General features: G+C 32.4%; 12 protein-coding genes and 1 tRNA gene. 1 reads left to right on the forward strand and 12 read right to left on the reverse strand.

Annotated features, from left to right (window positions below):
* From J7K39_11200 to J7K39_11225, 6 genes are all read right to left on the reverse strand, one after another.
* Positions 1-329: hypothetical protein (locus J7K39_11200; GenBank protein ID MCD6180457.1), on the reverse strand; the 329-nt coding region annotated here is incomplete at its 3' end.
* Positions 330-464: 135 nt separating this feature from the next.
* A tRNA-Cys gene (locus J7K39_11205) sits at positions 465-535 on the reverse strand.
* Positions 536-670: 135 nt separating this feature from the next.
* Positions 671-1,915: a hypothetical protein gene (locus J7K39_11210; GenBank protein MCD6180458.1), complete on the reverse strand. Its 1,245-nt coding sequence runs from the start codon at positions 1,913-1,915 to the stop codon at positions 671-673.
* 58 nt (positions 1,916-1,973) lie between these two features.
* On the reverse strand, positions 1,974-3,314 hold the full coding sequence (gene glpT, locus J7K39_11215) for a glycerol-3-phosphate transporter (protein ID MCD6180459.1): 1,341 nt from the start codon (positions 3,312-3,314) through the stop codon (positions 1,974-1,976).
* Positions 3,315-3,382: 68 nt separating this feature from the next.
* Positions 3,383-4,222, reverse strand: coding sequence for a restriction endonuclease (locus J7K39_11220; protein MCD6180460.1), 840 nt, complete (start codon positions 4,220-4,222; stop codon positions 3,383-3,385).
* 83 nt (positions 4,223-4,305) lie between these two features.
* Positions 4,306-5,577 carry an amidohydrolase family protein gene (locus J7K39_11225; GenBank protein MCD6180461.1) on the reverse strand — a complete coding sequence of 424 codons (1,272 nt, stop codon included), beginning with the start codon at positions 5,575-5,577 and terminating at the stop codon, positions 4,306-4,308.
* Between the two features lie 94 nt (positions 5,578-5,671).
* On the opposite strand from J7K39_11225, the gene purE reads away from it, so the two are divergent.
* On the forward strand, positions 5,672-6,175 hold the full coding sequence (gene purE / locus J7K39_11230; GenBank protein MCD6180462.1) for a 5-(carboxyamino)imidazole ribonucleotide mutase: 504 nt from the start codon (positions 5,672-5,674) through the stop codon (positions 6,173-6,175).
* Between the two features lie 66 nt (positions 6,176-6,241).
* Here purE and murB read toward each other — a convergent pair whose 3' ends face one another.
* The 6 genes from murB to J7K39_11260 form a co-directional block, all read right to left on the reverse strand.
* Positions 6,242-7,258: a UDP-N-acetylmuramate dehydrogenase gene (gene murB / locus J7K39_11235; protein ID MCD6180463.1), complete on the reverse strand. Its 1,017-nt coding sequence runs from the start codon at positions 7,256-7,258 to the stop codon at positions 6,242-6,244.
* Between the two features lie 5 nt (positions 7,259-7,263).
* Positions 7,264-8,616 carry a dihydropyrimidinase gene (hydA, locus tag J7K39_11240; protein ID MCD6180464.1) on the reverse strand — a complete coding sequence of 451 codons (1,353 nt, stop codon included), beginning with the start codon at positions 8,614-8,616 and terminating at the stop codon, positions 7,264-7,266.
* A gap of 44 nt (positions 8,617-8,660) precedes the next feature.
* On the reverse strand, positions 8,661-9,293 hold the full coding sequence (locus J7K39_11245; GenBank protein MCD6180465.1) for a YgjV family protein: 633 nt from the start codon (positions 9,291-9,293) through the stop codon (positions 8,661-8,663).
* Between the two features lie 75 nt (positions 9,294-9,368).
* Complete coding sequence (locus J7K39_11250) at positions 9,369-11,465, reverse strand: hypothetical protein (GenBank protein MCD6180466.1); 2,097 nt, start codon at positions 11,463-11,465, stop codon at positions 9,369-9,371.
* 16 nt (positions 11,466-11,481) lie between these two features.
* Positions 11,482-12,723, reverse strand: coding sequence for a DUF4249 domain-containing protein (locus tag J7K39_11255; GenBank protein MCD6180467.1), 1,242 nt, complete (start codon positions 12,721-12,723; stop codon positions 11,482-11,484).
* A complete protein-coding gene (locus tag J7K39_11260; protein MCD6180468.1) occupies positions 12,710-15,499 on the reverse strand; it encodes a TonB-dependent receptor in 2,790 nt (929 codons plus the stop codon). The genes J7K39_11255 and J7K39_11260 overlap by 14 nt, the downstream gene beginning before the upstream one ends.
* Between the last annotated feature and the right edge of the window lie 38 nt (positions 15,500-15,537).

A 15,537-nucleotide genomic window follows, 5' to 3' on the forward strand; every position in this document is an offset into this window, starting at 1 on the left:
AAGCTGAAAAATGATCGACTTGTAAAGTTTGATTTCATTTTTAATATGAAATTAGAAGCTGTAATTGTTTTCTTTTTCAGTATTGCTTCGAGCAAAATTTCTTGTGCTCTGGAGTGGTATATTTCTATGATTTGATTTTTTATAACCCAGCGAGAATCGCTAGTTTTTACTTTTTGTTTTTTTTTGTCCCAATAAGAGGGTTTTGTCTTAACACCTATACTGAAATATTTCGATTCTCCTTTTCGGGTTATTCTGAAATAAACAGGTTGTTCTGCTGATTTTTTTGCTTGTGAATCATTGCGTAGAAAAAAATAATAGGATAGTAGCATAATAGTGGCGCATTTTAAATAAAAAAGAGGAAAACACACGATTTTCCGTTATTTACTTGGGGAGTAAAAAAGCTACGGTTCCTAAAAGAGGCAAGACTTAGAGGCTTTTCGGTCAATAAGTCTTGCTTGTCTGGGAGGTTCCGAGCGGATTCGAACCGCTGTGGGAGCTTTTGCAGAGCCCAGCCTAACCACTCGGCCACGGAACCGTAAGTCTTACGGGCTGCAAATATACTATTTTTTGAAATCTATAAAATTATTTTTCGCAAAATATATAAAATAAAATAAGTAGCGAGATTCAAAAGAATAGATAAATGGTTTTTTGAAATAAATCCTTTCACAGATTAATAGCCTATATCTTTTAGTGTTTGAATAGCATCTGCTTCCGGGATTTCAGTTTTTAAACCTTGACTTTTATAAAACCGTATAGTTAATCCGGAACGATTAGTAAACATAGCGTCGGTGCGTTTGGCGTACAATTCTGTTTGATATTTGGTATCGAAAGAATAAGCATGTATTTTTAATCCGCTTTGGTGTATAAGTTTAGCTTGCCACTCTTCTAATAAATCGGAGTAATTATTAGGCTTGCCGGCAATTGAAGGGCCAATAAAATGTGCGTTATTTTTAATTGCAAAATTAATGTTCTTAAGGTATGTATCAGAATCGGATTTAGGCATATTATCATCACCTAACCAAAGTAAAAAACAAATAGGGATTTTGCCTTTAAATACTGTATTTAAGTTTTTTAAGCTTTTAGGGGAGAATGTTTGCAGAACAATTCTTCCATTAGTATTTCCTGTATTTACTAAATTATTTTTATAAAATGGAACGTCTATTTTTATAGGGTTTTCAGCTACATTCCAACCTCTTATTTTAAGTGCTTCGTATAAATCAGATTCTACTTCAGGGTATAATTCAGGCTTTTTAGTTTCTATGTATATTCCCGGTCTATTACCATTATCTTCGGTGTCTTTCACATAAAAAAACTGGTAATGAACAGCTGAATTATCTTCAATAATATTGTACAGCCGTTCTCCATATTTATTTCTTGCTATTCGCCATCCTTTGGCAATCATTAATACATCTTCAAGTGTTGAAATATACTGTTTTCCTCCTATATAAATTTCATTATCGGGATACTCAATTGCCAATGAAGAATCCGGTTCGCCCGAAATATCTAAACCACTAAAAGAATAGGCTTTTTGATTACATTTTATTGCTTGCGTTTCTTTAAAATAAGAGTCTCTTTTATTGTTTGGATTTGCAAGGTTAAACCAAGTTCCGGCATCCAATTGCATTAATTCTTTGTAAGTATAGTTACCTGCTTGATAAGAATTGTCCTTAGGAAATATTTCTTCACAATCTGTTGTTCTGCTTAAATTATTATCGTGAAGAGCCAGTAAAACATTGTCTTTGCTTCTTTGGATATCAACTTCTAAATAATCGGCTCCGATATTACGTGCCCAGCGATATGCGGCTTCCGTTTCTTCCGGAGCCCAAAAAGTTGTGCCGCGATGGGCTATTACGGCATGCTCAACTACATAATCACGTACGCGTATATTCTCTTCGGATAATTGTAAATTTTGCATTTTATTGCTTTTATTTTGACATCCAAAAGTGATTATCAATAAACTGAAGATAAAAAGATTATATACTCTTACCATCACTGCTTTTTTGTTTTTGTCGCCATGTTAAGCTTAACAAAAGTATAGAAATTATTGACGCTCCAATTAGCACTTCAAAACCTGCATCCCAATTGAAATGTTCTACAATATATCCCATAGCGATATTAGCAAAAAGAGCACCGCCCATATAACCAAACAATCCTGTTAATCCGGCAGCTGTACCTGCTGCTTTTTTTGGAACAAGATCTAAAGCGTGAACACCAATAAGCATAACGGGACCATAAATTAAAAATCCTACAGCAATAAGAGAAATATTTATTATCCATAAGCTCTCTGATTTCCAATAGAATATGATTGCTAAGGTAACAAAGATCATATATAAAATACTTGTAGGAGCTCTTCGTCCTCCAAATACTTTATCGCTGATCCATCCTGCTAAAAGTGTTCCCGGAATTCCTGCATATTCATATAAAAAGTAAGCCCATCCCGATTCGCTTAAATCAAAATGTCTGACTTCTTTTAAATAGGTTGGAGCCCAATCTAAAACACCATAGCGAATTAAATATACAAAGGCATTAGCAAAAGCAATATACCACAGAAAACGGTTAGAAAATACATACTTTAAAAAGATATCTTTTCCCTTTAGTTCTTTTTCGTAAGTGTCTTTATTGTAGTTTTTCGGATAATCATTTCGCCATTTTTCTATTGTAGGAAGACCACAAGATCGTGGAGTATCTCTCATTAAAAAATAAACTAAAATTGCGATAGCTAAAGCAACAAAAGCGGGAAAATATAGGGCACTGTGCCAATCGTTAAAAATAGCTAATCCAAGTATTGCCAAAGGTCCAATTAATCCACCTCCTACGTTATGCGCGACATTCCAAACAGACATTTTTGTGCCGCGTTCGTTTAAAGAATACCAGTGTACCATAGTTCTGCCACAAGCAGGCCAGCCCATGCCTTGAAACCATCCGTTTAAAAATAGAACAATAAACATAATGGCTACAGAAGAAGTAAATAGAGGAATGAATCCCATGAGCATCATTGTGGTAGCAGAGAGAATTAATCCTAAACTTAGAAATATTTTTGAGTTTGAGCGATCAGAAACATTTCCCATTAAAAATTTACTTAATCCGTAAGCTATAGAAATAGCACTTAAAACCCAACCTAATTGTGATTTTGTATAACCTTGCTCTAAAAGGTTGGGCATAATAAGCGAGAAATTTTTACGAACTAAATAATAAGCTGCATAACCGATAAAAATGCCCATAAACACTTGAAAACGGAGCTTTTTATATTCGGGGTCTATTTTGTCTTTGGGTAGTAATTCTCGAGCAGACTTTGGTTTTAGAAATTCTAGCATGTTTTTCGTTTCACTTAGAAAGATGGAGATACGTAAATTTTAAAAATAACAAAATTTAGAAATTTGCTTTACTTTGGAGCAGTCAGAGTGTAAGCTTCTTGCAAAACTTTTCTGATACGATTTCCGCTAATATTAAATTTTTTCAAGTTTTCGGCAGTTAGCATACGACATAAAACCAAACCTTTATCCAGAAGTAATTGTTTTTCTCGTTTACTTATGGAATGTAAAACTGTGATTGGGTGTAAGCCGGAAATATCAATCCGTTCACGCAGACTTCCTTGCGATGGATAATCCCATGAAACCAAATGTAGTCCGGCACAATTGGCATAGTCAACGGCATCTTGTGTGAAACGGGTATTGGTAACTATCCAACCTTGGTAGTTTTGTATATTTTTAGGGTCTGTTTTTTTCCATGTTTTTAAAACATCATTGTATCGGGAATGGATATACAAAGCTACTTTTACATCTGATTTTGTATGTGTGTTTCCGTGGAATTTACACTCAATCATTATTTTCTGCTCTTCTTTTTGAGCAACTACATCTACTTCGTGTGATATGCAATGTCCCTCGACTATAACACCTACTTCAGTATCAAAGCCTTGATATTTCATTAATTCAGCAATAAAACGCTCAAAAGGATAACCGGTAGGTCCAAGTTCCATAATGGCATTTTTTAAGCGATAACGTCCTGCAACTTCTAAAGATCTTTTTCTGAGAAAAGTATAGGCTAATTGGAAAAGCCTTTTTGTTGTTATGCCATCGTAAACATTTTCCGAAAGATGTTTTATAACATCATCTATGTCTTTTTCACTTGCTCCGGAACGTTCAAAAGATTTCCTCAATTTGTCTGAATCAAAGCGGATTATGTCTCCTGATTTTTTAGTGATATTGAAGTTGGCACTTTTCATAACTTTATTATTTAGATATTTATTGAAATCGTTCAACTAAGATAAAAGAAATTTTAATGTAAAATAGAAAACTTAAGATTACTCTATTGTATTTTTTTCCAAAGTGTTTTAGCTAATTTCTGAGATTCTTTCATAATTAAATCCTCATCTATATTCATTATTATCTTATTTTTCATAACAAATCTCCCATTTACAATAAGACTGTCGATTTGCTTATTTTCAAATGCATAAAAGAAATGCCCGAGAAAATTGGACTGTGTTAATGGGGTAGGAGCATTATAGTCAAAAATACTAAGATTGTTTTCGCCATCACCATCAAAACCGTTTGCCGCTAAGTAATTATGCACATTCCGTAGCCTATTATAGGCTTTAGGAATATCAATATCGTCTTTACCTAAACCTGCAAAAAATGCTGATTGTGTTGAGCGTATCATATTGCTATGCATACCGTCGGTACCAAGCATCGTTTTATTTTTAAGGTGTAGAGAATTATAAAAGCCTACCTGATTATTTAAGTTGCTCTCAGGATTTTGTACCACCCAAGCTTTAGAATCAGCAATTTGTTTTCTCTCATTTTCATCAATATGAATGCAATGAGCCAAGATTGTTTTGTCAAAATTAAGAAGTCCAAAATCTGCGAGTCTGTCGACAACTCGTTTATTGTACTTTTTTACATTATATTGTTGATCATAAGAGTCTTCTGCAACGTGAATATGAACGCCACTTTGGTATTTCTCGGCTAATTTTTGTGCTTTTGATAAGCTATCATCAGATAGAGTAAAAGCAGCATGTAAGCCGACTAATCCCTGATGATTTTGCAAATAGTTTTCTGTTTCTTCAAGACCTTCATTGCGGATAGTTAATCCATCTCTATCGGAAATTTCGTAACAAAGCAAATGATTAAGTCCAACTTTCTCAAATTGATTTGCCATATTGCTTAGTGAATCACATATTGCAAATGGTGAAGCATGATGATCGATTACAAAGCTAACGCCATTTTTTGCACTCGAAATAGCCGTGGTTGCAGCACTAATTTCAATCATATCTTTGCTTAAGGCTTTATCCAGTTTCCACCAAATTTTTTGTAATATTTCAAGAAAATTCTGTGGAGCTTCTTTGGGTTGTGGCATTCCGGCTGCAAGAGCCGAATATGCGTGGTGATGCGCATTGACAAAAGATTTTATAGCGAATTTTCCATTACATTCTAAATGTTGACAATCTTGTGGCAGTTTAGCAATTTGGCTTTCGCTTACAAATTGTATTGTTTTGTTTATCCCTTCTTCAACCAATAAGTTTACTTTGCTTATTTCAAAAGTTCTCCAGTCGATATATTTTATATTTTTAAGTAAAATCATAGTTTTTATTTTGAGGCAATAAATATACCCAATAAATTGTTTTGCCCGCTTTAAACTGATATTTTTGCATAAATCAATATAAAATTGTAGACATATGAAAGCTATAGTAAGTATTATTATGGGTAGCACTTCTGATTTTGGTGTAATGGAAAAGGCAGCTAAATTCTTTGATGAGATGGAAATTCCTTTTGAAATTAATGCTTTGTCGGCTCACCGAACACCTGATGAAGTTGAGAAATTCGCGAGAAATGCAAAAGATCGTGGGATTAAAGTAATTATTGCGGGTGCCGGTATGGCAGCTCATCTGCCTGGTGTAATTGCTGCTATGACTCCAATTCCTGTTATTGGGGTTCCTATTAATGCTACGCTTGATGGTATGGATTCTTTGTTGGCAATTGTTCAGATGCCTCCCGGTATTCCTGTGGCAACAGTTGGAATAAATGGAGCTCTTAATGCGGCTATTCTCGCTGCACAAATGATGGCAACAGGGGATGAGAACTTAATGAATAAAACTATTTCCTATAAAGAAACTTTAAAGCAAAAGATTGTAAAAGCTAATAAAGACTTATCTGAAATTAAGTTTAAATTTAAGGTTTAGCTGCCTACTGTTTCTGAGATATGTAATATTTAAGTGATTTCTCCTTTATGTGAAAGGAAAACGACTTTAAATAACATTTACTTCTCGCTCCAGTTTAACACCAAATAAGTTCTGTACTTTATTTTGAATTTCTTGTGAGAATTCAAGGATTTCTTTACCGCCGGCTCCTCCAAGATTTACAATAATTAAAGCCTGATTTTTATGAATAGCAACCTTGCCTTTGGAGTATCCTTTTAATCCGGTATTATCTATCAGCCAGCCGGCAGCTAGTTTATAAGTTCCGTTTTTTAAATCGTAGGAAACTAAATTAGGAAATGATTTTTTTAAGCTAAGGTGCTTATCGTTATCTACAATAGGATTCTTAAAAAAACTTCCTGCATTTCCTAATTTATTGGTTTCTGGTAATTTATTAGTGCGGATATTAATTACAGCTTGTCTGATTACGGCAATATTCAGATTTTCGTAAGTCATTGTTTCCAATTCGGCTTTGATATTTCCGTAATCAATCTTGAAAAAAGGAAACTTATTCAGTTTAAGAATAACAGCCGTAATAATGTATTTGTTTTTTAGCTTTTGCTTGAATATGCTATCGCGATAGCCAAATTTTAATTCTTTAAGATAAAAGCGTTTAAGTTTTCCGCTTGTAATTTCTACGGCTTCTAAAGCGTTAAAGATTTCTGATAATTCAACGCCATATGCTCCAATATTTTGAATAGGAGCTGCCCCAATAGTTCCCGGTATTTTTGATAAATTTTCGGCTCCGGCATATTTTTTTTCTACACTCCAAGCAACAAAATCGTCCCATTTTTCTCCCGCAGCGGCTTTTATCCAAACGTATTTATTGTTTTCGTCAACTATTTCAAAGCCTTTGTTTTGCATCTGAATAATTGTACCATCAAAATCTTTGGTAAACAATAAATTACTCCCTCCGCCAATAATGAAATAAGGAAGTGTCTTATCCAAATTATGCTGAATAAAATTTATGCTGTCTTCTTCACTATTTAGTGTAACAAAAGTTTTACAGTTGATATTGACACCAAAAGTATTATGGTTTTTAAGTGAAAAATTTGCTTGAATATTCATAGACTTTATTTTCGGTAAAGATATTTTCCCATAGGTAAATTATCTGTCAATTTTCCATCTTGATAAACAATCTGTCCTCCTTTTATTACAATATCGGCTTTGCCAAACATAGGTTCATCAGCATAAATATCTATATCTCCTTTCGAATACATATTTTGATCTTTAATTTTAACAGAGGTTTCTTTCCAGATAAGCAAATCGGCATCATAAGCTTCGGCAATCTTACCTTTATTGGGTAATCTAAAAAAATACGAAGGATTAGTCGAAGTTAATTTTACCATCGTATTAATTGATAGTTTTTTAGTCTTTACAAAGCGACTGTAAAACAAGCTTAACCTATGTTGTATACCACCGGCTCCATTTGCAACTTCCGCAAAATTTGTAGCCTTTTGTTTTTGAGAGAGAGTAAAAGGGCAGTGATCGGTTCCTATTGTGCTAACAAAGCCGTTTACAATGCCTTTTTCAATACCTTTTCTATTTTCTTCACTCCTTATGGGAGGACTCATCATAAACCCTAAAGCTTTATCTCTTGGTTTTTCGTATACTGATTCTTCAAAAGTAAAATATTGCGGACAAGTCTCGGCAAATATAGGTAAGCCGGCCTTTTGTGCTATTGTGATTTTATTTAGTGATTCAGCCGTTGAAACATGAACAATATAAGTTTTGCAATTGGTTTTGTTAACTAATTCGATTACTTTTTCAACTGCCTGATATTCTGTATAATCAGGACGCGTTTTAGGATGAAAAACTAAATCGGTTTGTTTGTTGGTAACAGCTTCTGCACGAAGTGCATCGATGGTATCGCCTAATTCGGAATGAATAGTAACCATTACATCGAGTGCTTTGGCAGCTTTCATTACTTTTTCTAATTCATCAAAATCAATACCGATATATTTTTTATAGGCAAGATAGGTTTTAAAAGATGTAATACCATAATTTTTAACGCAGCTTTCCATTTCCTGAGGGATACTATCTCTCCACTCGATAATACTCATATGAAAGGCGTAATCACAAGCACAATTTTTTACTTCATCTTTACGTAATTTAAATGCTGTTTCCAGACTTTGTCCTTTTTCAGGAGTTATAAAATCGATAAAAGTCGTTGTCCCTCCTGCAAGTGCAGCACGACCCCCTGATTCAAAGTCGTCGGCTGATAAGCCATTGGCTGTTGGTAAGTTAAGGTGGATGTGAGGATCTATTCCGGCGGGCAATATAAAAGCACCGTCGGCATCAATTGTTGGAATATTATTGATGTTAATTATAGGTTTTATCTTGCTTATTTTACCGCCATCAATTAATATGTCAGCTTTTGTTATTTTTGTAGGAAGAACAATATTCCCATTTTTTATTAGAAGCATCTTTGTTTATTTTCTGCACATCAAAGGTAAGAAAAAGCTATTTATTAGAGATGTTTTTGGTAAATAGGAGTGCCGTCTTCTAATATTTTTTCGAATCCTATTTTTTTGAGGTAAGCATCGTTCTTAGGACTGTAACTTCCGCTGATCAAGCTTTTTATATTTTTTTCTTTAAATATAGGTTGGTCGGCACTATATACATATTTTCCTAATTTATAGTCGCGGTATTCCGGAATCACATAATCCAGTTCAACGCAAAGTTTATTTCCATCAAGTAATCGACCAATAAAAATACCCGCTACTTGCATATTACGTAAAATTAGAAAGCTTAAATGGTCTTTGCTGTTTTTGACGGAGAAATCAGGATAGAATTTTGCAATATCTTCTTTATGAAAATGAACAAAATCTAAAAGATAATTATTATCGTTGCGAATCTCAAGAGTCCTAAAGAGTTCTTTTTTGTTATATTGTTTTACGAGAAAAACAATATTGGTTATCATAATAAAAGCATTAACAATACCTACCGGATAAGCTCCAATTCCAAATCCGTAGGTAGTAAACAAAATAGTTCCAATTAGACTAAACCAGCGCAAACGAATTATTGAACTGAAAGTCATTGCAAATGCGATAAAGAAAGATCCGAAGTAACCAATTACTTCAATAAGCGAAACATCTGACATAATTTAAAATTTGTGCAAAAGTAATCAATTAGTACTTATTGTTTGTTATAAGATTTAATTATCTAATTTATTGATTTAATCTTTTACTTCAAAGTCAAATAGCTTTAAATGAAATGCTTGTCCGTTTTTGTATATGCCAAAAATATATGTTTCGTATGTTCCCGTTTGATCTGAAGTGTAGAACTGCAATTTATTTGAGCTGTTTTTCTGAATAAATGGATCCCAATGCAGCAATGTTCTAAAATCGGCACTTCTAGACTTTAATTCTTCGCTTGAGTTATAATCTTTTGCTTTGAAATTATAAGCAGGGGAGATGGTTTGAAGTTCGGAAAATATTGCGGATTTGGGTATCTTTATTCCTCCTAAGTTATCGGTAAATGTGCTGATTGTAACGATTCCATTTAGAGTGTAGTCTCTCATAGTAAATGGAGTGTAATGGATTTCTATTTTATTAATTTCTGAGGGTGGAATGGTTAATAATTCTTCTATGTTAAAGATGGGTACTTCGTCAACTAAGACTAAAGGATTGTTATATAAAATATTATTTTCAATATCAACGACGGATAGTTTGTAAGAATTATTTCTTTTTCTAAGGCGTATAGTAGGAACTAATTCTTTGAATACCATTTTTAAAGTGGGTGTCGCAATATAGTCGTCAAGCACAACTGATATTTCCGGATCATCAAAAGAAAAGGGTAAATTCTCTATACTAAAGTCTTGTTGTTTTGATCTTGTTTTTTGAGATTTTGAGAATTGAGATGCGATTAACATTTTTTCTAATAAGCTTAAATGGGATGAGTCGAGAGTTAGTGCTATTGATTTGAAATCAGGAAAAACAGTAGTGAATTCTTCATCAATTTCTAATTCTATTTCATCTGTATTTTTGTAGAGAGGGCAGAGAAGAATATCTTTAGTGCCGTCATAATTAGTGATAGAGAATTGAAAACTGCCATTACTTTTTGAAGTTGTAATATAAATTTGTGGACGGTCTCCAAAAACGGATAAGTAGACCGGAATATTTGAAAGTGGTTTATGGGAAGATTTGTCTACAACAAATCCGCTCAAATCAGTATACTTTATTCTAAGTTTCCATTTTAGTTCAAAAACATCGTTTGTATAAAAGCAATTTTTATATTCTTCTGTATTTAGTTTTAGATTGAGAGTTGTTAAAATAGAGTTTATTTCTTTTGAGTTAAAAATCAATGGGTTAAATTGTGTTTTTATAAAGCTAATTAATAGGTAAGGATCGTTCATAAAAAGTTTAAGTTTATCATACTGTGATAATATACTTCCTTTTAAAACTGTTTTGATTCCTAATTGTGAATAATTGGAAGGGGCAAATTTGTTTAACTCAATATTTACCGAATCTCTTTGGTTAAATTCGTTTTTTTGTAATTCGAATTTGGAGCTGACTTTTGTTAAACCTCTATATATAAATGCTCTAATCTTTATAATTTCTTTCTGTTTATTTTTAAGCAAATAGTAATATAATCCCGGTTTTGTAAATGCTGAATCCGGAAAAGCAATGAAAGCAGAAGGTGACGTTAATGAGAACTCTGCTTCCGAAAGAATCTCCTGACAATTATCTAATAATTCCAAGCTAAGGGTTTCTCTGCTTACATTATCTGTTTTTTGTGATTTGAAAATAGATACAATTTGCATTCCCTTTCTTGCTTTAGCAGGTACTATTGAATAGTTATTTATTGAATAGTTATTTGTTGTGTTTAAATCATTATTTTCTGTTTTGGCAGGAATACCTTTTTTTGGATTAATAATCTGTATAGCACTAACAAAATATTTTTCAACAGCAAAATTTTTATTATAGGTAGTATATGCTCTTAAGTAGTAAACATCCGATAAAAATTCTATAGGAATATCCAAAGCTCCTTTGGCAAAGCCATTAGTAATTTTATATTTTCTTTTTATAATAGATTTTTGATTTGCATTGAATAGTTCGATAAAAAGTATTTTACTTAATGATTCTTGACCATTATCTAAATATATATTGGCACTAAACCATATGGTTTCACCACTTAAATACAGATCTCTGTCGGTATATACATTAACACTCTCAATAGGAAAAGGAAGTGCAGAAGTCTCATAATTAACGGATTGTCCATTTAAGATAAAATGAATACTGAAAGCAAAAAGAATAAGAATATTTTTATTCATAGTTGTAATTTTTATCCTACTCTTGCCAGAAATCAGGTTTATGTGTATATCCTCCGCGTTTAGTACAGTCTAAACAAGTGGGTGCAACATAGGAAAAAACATAAAAGAATTCATTTGGCACAAATGGATTCTCAAATGGAAAATCAGTAAAATATATAGGCCAGTCTTCTATTTTTGAATTTATTATTCTATTTTGAATCGAGCTAAGAGAAGTGTCTGTATAACAAATAGTTTCTTCATACCGTCTCCAAGGTGCTTTTACTTGTATTCTTGGTCCGTATGAGCCGGATGCAACTGTAAAATAACCCAAAACTATTTCCGAAGGATTCTGGGAGTTGAAAATATTTCCCCTAATTTGAAAAGGTTGAGTTGTAAATAAAGATCCTTGATTTTCATTCTGTTTTTTTAATTCATTTAGAAAATAATAGGCTTTTTCGGAAATTACGTATTGTTTTAAAAGAATATTGTATCCAAATCGTAAGCGTTTGTCACCGTAGGGAACAAAGTGTAGAGGTAGTTGATGTATATCTTGAATATTTGTATTTTCTAAACTATAAATTATATTTTCTGCTAGGGTTTGTGTCTTCCAACAGTAGTACAGAGAATATATATTTTCCATTGGTTTAAGACCGAAATTGTTTGATATGCCTTCGCTTATAATTGTTCCATCGTAGAAATATAAAATATTTGCAACCGAATGATATTCATATGTCTCTTCAACTTCCCAAAAGAAGTATACATTTGATGTATTTGTTACTTTTGTTTTTACATAAAATTTGAAACCTTCTTGATCGGACTCTGACTCATTCTGGGCATATTGCCATTCTTCCTTATAATAAACATCTTCAACGTCAATAGGATTCAATAATTGTTCAAATTCTGATTCGTAATCTTTTCCATTATTCAAGTGAATATTAACTTTATAGGAACGACCTATAACTCCTTGAATACCATTTGCACTTGTTTTATATACTCCAAGGTCTTCTTCTTTTAAAATTTCTGTATTTCCTTGATCGTCGGAAATAGATATTGTTGCCGATGAAACGGGAATAAAAAGTGTATCTAATATTGAGCTTGAATAGGAGAGCTTTATTGTATAGGGACCGGGGAAATTACTTATCTTACCATCTACAACCAAAAAATGATTATTGTCAAGATTTAATTCAGGAGTATATTCCTCAACACAGGAAGAGTTTATCATTAGGAACAACCCAACGATTACAAACCAATGTATATTTCTGAGTTTATTCTTTTGCATTGTAGTTTCCTAATTTAAAGTTATACGTTATAGAAAAGATTGGTGCTCCAAAAATAGAAAGTTTATAGGCTTGAATCAAGCCGTCTTCCTCTTTAAAATATACCGAATAAGCATTTTTTCTCCCTGTTACATTATAAACGGAAAATGCCCAACTGCCATGTCCTAATTTTCGTTTAAGAAGATTCCCTTCAATATTTACGGATAAGTCTATTCGGAAATAATCGGGTAAACGGAATGCATTACGCTCAGAGTAATTTAATGTTGGAGTATCATTATAATAATAAATTGTAGTTGGATAAGTAATAGGTCTTCCTGTTGCGTATACAATATTTCCGGAAATGCTTGTTCTTCTATTAAAATTGTAATTAGTAATTATATTAAATGCATGTGGTTTATCATAATTAGATGGATAAGGTTCACCATAATTAATCCTGTTTTCAACAAAAGGGCTATCAACTGTAACCATAGAATTTGAAAATGTATAATTTATCCAACCATTTAATCTCCCACTTAATTTTTTAAGCATCAGCTCAATACCGAATGCATTTAGATTTCCTTGAAGTGTAGCCTGTTCCGTATTCTCATTGAAAAACAGATTTGCCCCGTTTTTAATTTCAACTATATTCTGACTAAATTTATAATAGGCTTCTACAGACAGTTCGTATCTGTTTTTTAATAAATTGCTGTATAAACCTAATGTTATTTGATCGCCTATAATTGGCTTAGTATTGTAATCGCTAAGTTTCCATTTATAATTAGGAGATACCGCAATAGTGCTGCTTAACATATAAATAAATTGATGCAGACGGTTATAAGCTGCTTTAACGGAAAGATTATCATTAATTAAATGGTTTACTGCAAAACGAAAATCAAGACCACTGTATGTTTTTATGGCTTCCCATTTATCAAAATAAATAACATCTACCAAGTTCTCATCAGTATAAGGCATTCCGTCTCGATATTTGTTTACTTCTTGTTCCCCAAAGTAGGTGTATAAGTTGTAGCGTAAACCTCCCGAAAAAGTTAATGATGGATTTACTTTCCATTCATTGCTTATAAAAAGTGCACTTTCAATTCCTTTTTCTTTACCTAAGTCTGTAGTTTTTATATAGCTATCATTTGATAGAGGACTGTATACCCCTTTATTAATTGTATAAAGTGTTGAGTTTAATCCAAGTTGAAGATGATTGTTTTTAAAAGGCTTAATGTCGAAAATAGCTTTAATTTCGGTATGTCCTAGATTATTATTAAGTGTATATGATGCAATTTCAAGTTGGTCATTTTCCTCGTTGAATTCGTATCTGCTATGAGCTAAACTTAGTTCAAGATTATTATAATTTTTAAAGAAATGTTTCCAAACTATTGAGCCGCCATAATTCTGATAATCATATTTTGATTGGGTAAAAATATCTATTTTATCTGTGCTGGCATACGAAAATACATTCAGTTGATTATTTTCGTTTATATGGAATGAGAAATTTCCTACAATATCGCCAAATTGAGCTTTGCTATTCTTGACAATGGGATCGTCAATAAAATTAAGAATCCAATCGGAATATGTAGAACGAACACCAATTAGAAAATTGCTTTTTTCTTTTTTTAGGGGACCTTCAACAGTTAAGCGTCCTGTTATTAATCCTAAACCACCACGCGCTGTAACTTTATCGTTATTGCCTGTCTTGGTTTTAATTTCAAAAACTGAAGAAAGCCGACCACCATATTGTAGTGGTATATTGCTTTTGTATAAAGAAAATTCATCAATTATATCGGCATTAAATGCTGAGAAAAATCCGGAAAGGTGAGAAGTGTTATAGATAGGAACATTATTGATATAGAAAACGTTTTGATCAGTTGGTGATCCTCTAACATTAAATCCGGAGGAGCCTTCTCCAACAGATTGTACTCCGGGGAGAAACAGAGCTACTTTTATAATATCTTTTTCTCCAAATACCAAAGGAAGCTTTTTTATATTTTTAGTGATAACTTTATCAAGTCCCATTTGTGTCCCTGCTACTTTATTATTTTTTTTAGCACTTACAACCACATCTTTTAGTAAGATTATTTTATCATCTAACATTAAATTTAGAGTGCCATTTGAAAGCAGATTAATTTCAATCGTTTTTTCGGCAATATTTACACTGCCAATTTTAAGTATATGCTTGCCTGTGCTTAATGTGATTTTATAAAAGCCATTAGCATCAGTAACAACTCCTGTTTTACCATTTAAAATTTTTATAGTGACACCTTCTATAGCACTATTTGTTTTGGAATTAATTGCTATTCCACTTATTGTTGCAATTTGTTTATTCACACCCTCCTCTTTACTGCCAATAATTATTGTTTGTTTAGTGAATTTTCGGGGTGTTTGAACAATAATATTATTTGATTCTTTAATATTTTTTTTAGCAGTATCAATATTTGCTTCTTTAAAAAAAGGAGCTGTCAACTTTGTAGAAATTCGAGAGTTTTTATTAAGGAATATATTCCCTTTTTTATCACAGGATACAAAAATGTTAAATGCTAATAAATTATCTACTAACACCTTTTTTAACAGTATGCTATCGCCTTTGAATGAAATCTGAAAGTTTGAGAAATTTGAGGAGTCATAATAGAAGTGGACGTCGTAATTATGTTCAACTTTTTGGATAAATTTATTCCAATTTAAATTTGAATAAGCGGGAGATAAAAAAATAGAGTCAATTTTTGTTAAGCTCGATTGAGCCGCAGAGGAAATCCATAAGCCTAATAGAAGTATGATTAAGATTAGGTTTTTCATACAATTTATTACTGATTAAATGACTACAAAACAAATAT

This window comes from Bacteroidales bacterium (assembly GCA_021157585.1).
Taxonomy (GTDB): Bacteria; Bacteroidota; Bacteroidia; order Bacteroidales; family UBA12170; genus UBA12170.

What these genes read in the sequence shown, in the direction of transcription:
- murB (MCD6180463.1), bottom strand. Translation starts at nt 7,258, where the DNA reads ATGAATATTCAAGCAAATTTTTCACTTAAAAACCATAATACTTTTGGT.
- J7K39_11220 (MCD6180460.1), bottom strand. Translation starts at nt 4,222, where the DNA reads ATGAAAAGTGCCAACTTCAATATCACTAAAAAATCAGGAGACATAATC.
- J7K39_11245 (MCD6180465.1), bottom strand. Translation starts at nt 9,293, where the DNA reads ATGTCAGATGTTTCGCTTATTGAAGTAATTGGTTACTTCGGATCTTTC.
- J7K39_11225 (MCD6180461.1), bottom strand. Translation starts at nt 5,577, where the DNA reads ATGATTTTACTTAAAAATATAAAATATATCGACTGGAGAACTTTTGAA.
- J7K39_11210 (MCD6180458.1), bottom strand. Translation starts at nt 1,915, where the DNA reads ATGCAAAATTTACAATTATCCGAAGAGAATATACGCGTACGTGATTAT.
- J7K39_11255 (MCD6180467.1), bottom strand. Translation starts at nt 12,723, where the DNA reads ATGCAAAAGAATAAACTCAGAAATATACATTGGTTTGTAATCGTTGGG.
- hydA (MCD6180464.1), bottom strand. Translation starts at nt 8,616, where the DNA reads ATGCTTCTAATAAAAAATGGGAATATTGTTCTTCCTACAAAAATAACA.
- glpT (MCD6180459.1), bottom strand. Translation starts at nt 3,314, where the DNA reads ATGCTAGAATTTCTAAAACCAAAGTCTGCTCGAGAATTACTACCCAAA.
- J7K39_11250 (MCD6180466.1), bottom strand. Translation starts at nt 11,465, where the DNA reads ATGAATAAAAATATTCTTATTCTTTTTGCTTTCAGTATTCATTTTATC.
- J7K39_11260 (MCD6180468.1), bottom strand. Translation starts at nt 15,499, where the DNA reads ATGAAAAACCTAATCTTAATCATACTTCTATTAGGCTTATGGATTTCC.
- purE (MCD6180462.1), top strand. Translation starts at nt 5,672, where the DNA reads ATGAAAGCTATAGTAAGTATTATTATGGGTAGCACTTCTGATTTTGGT.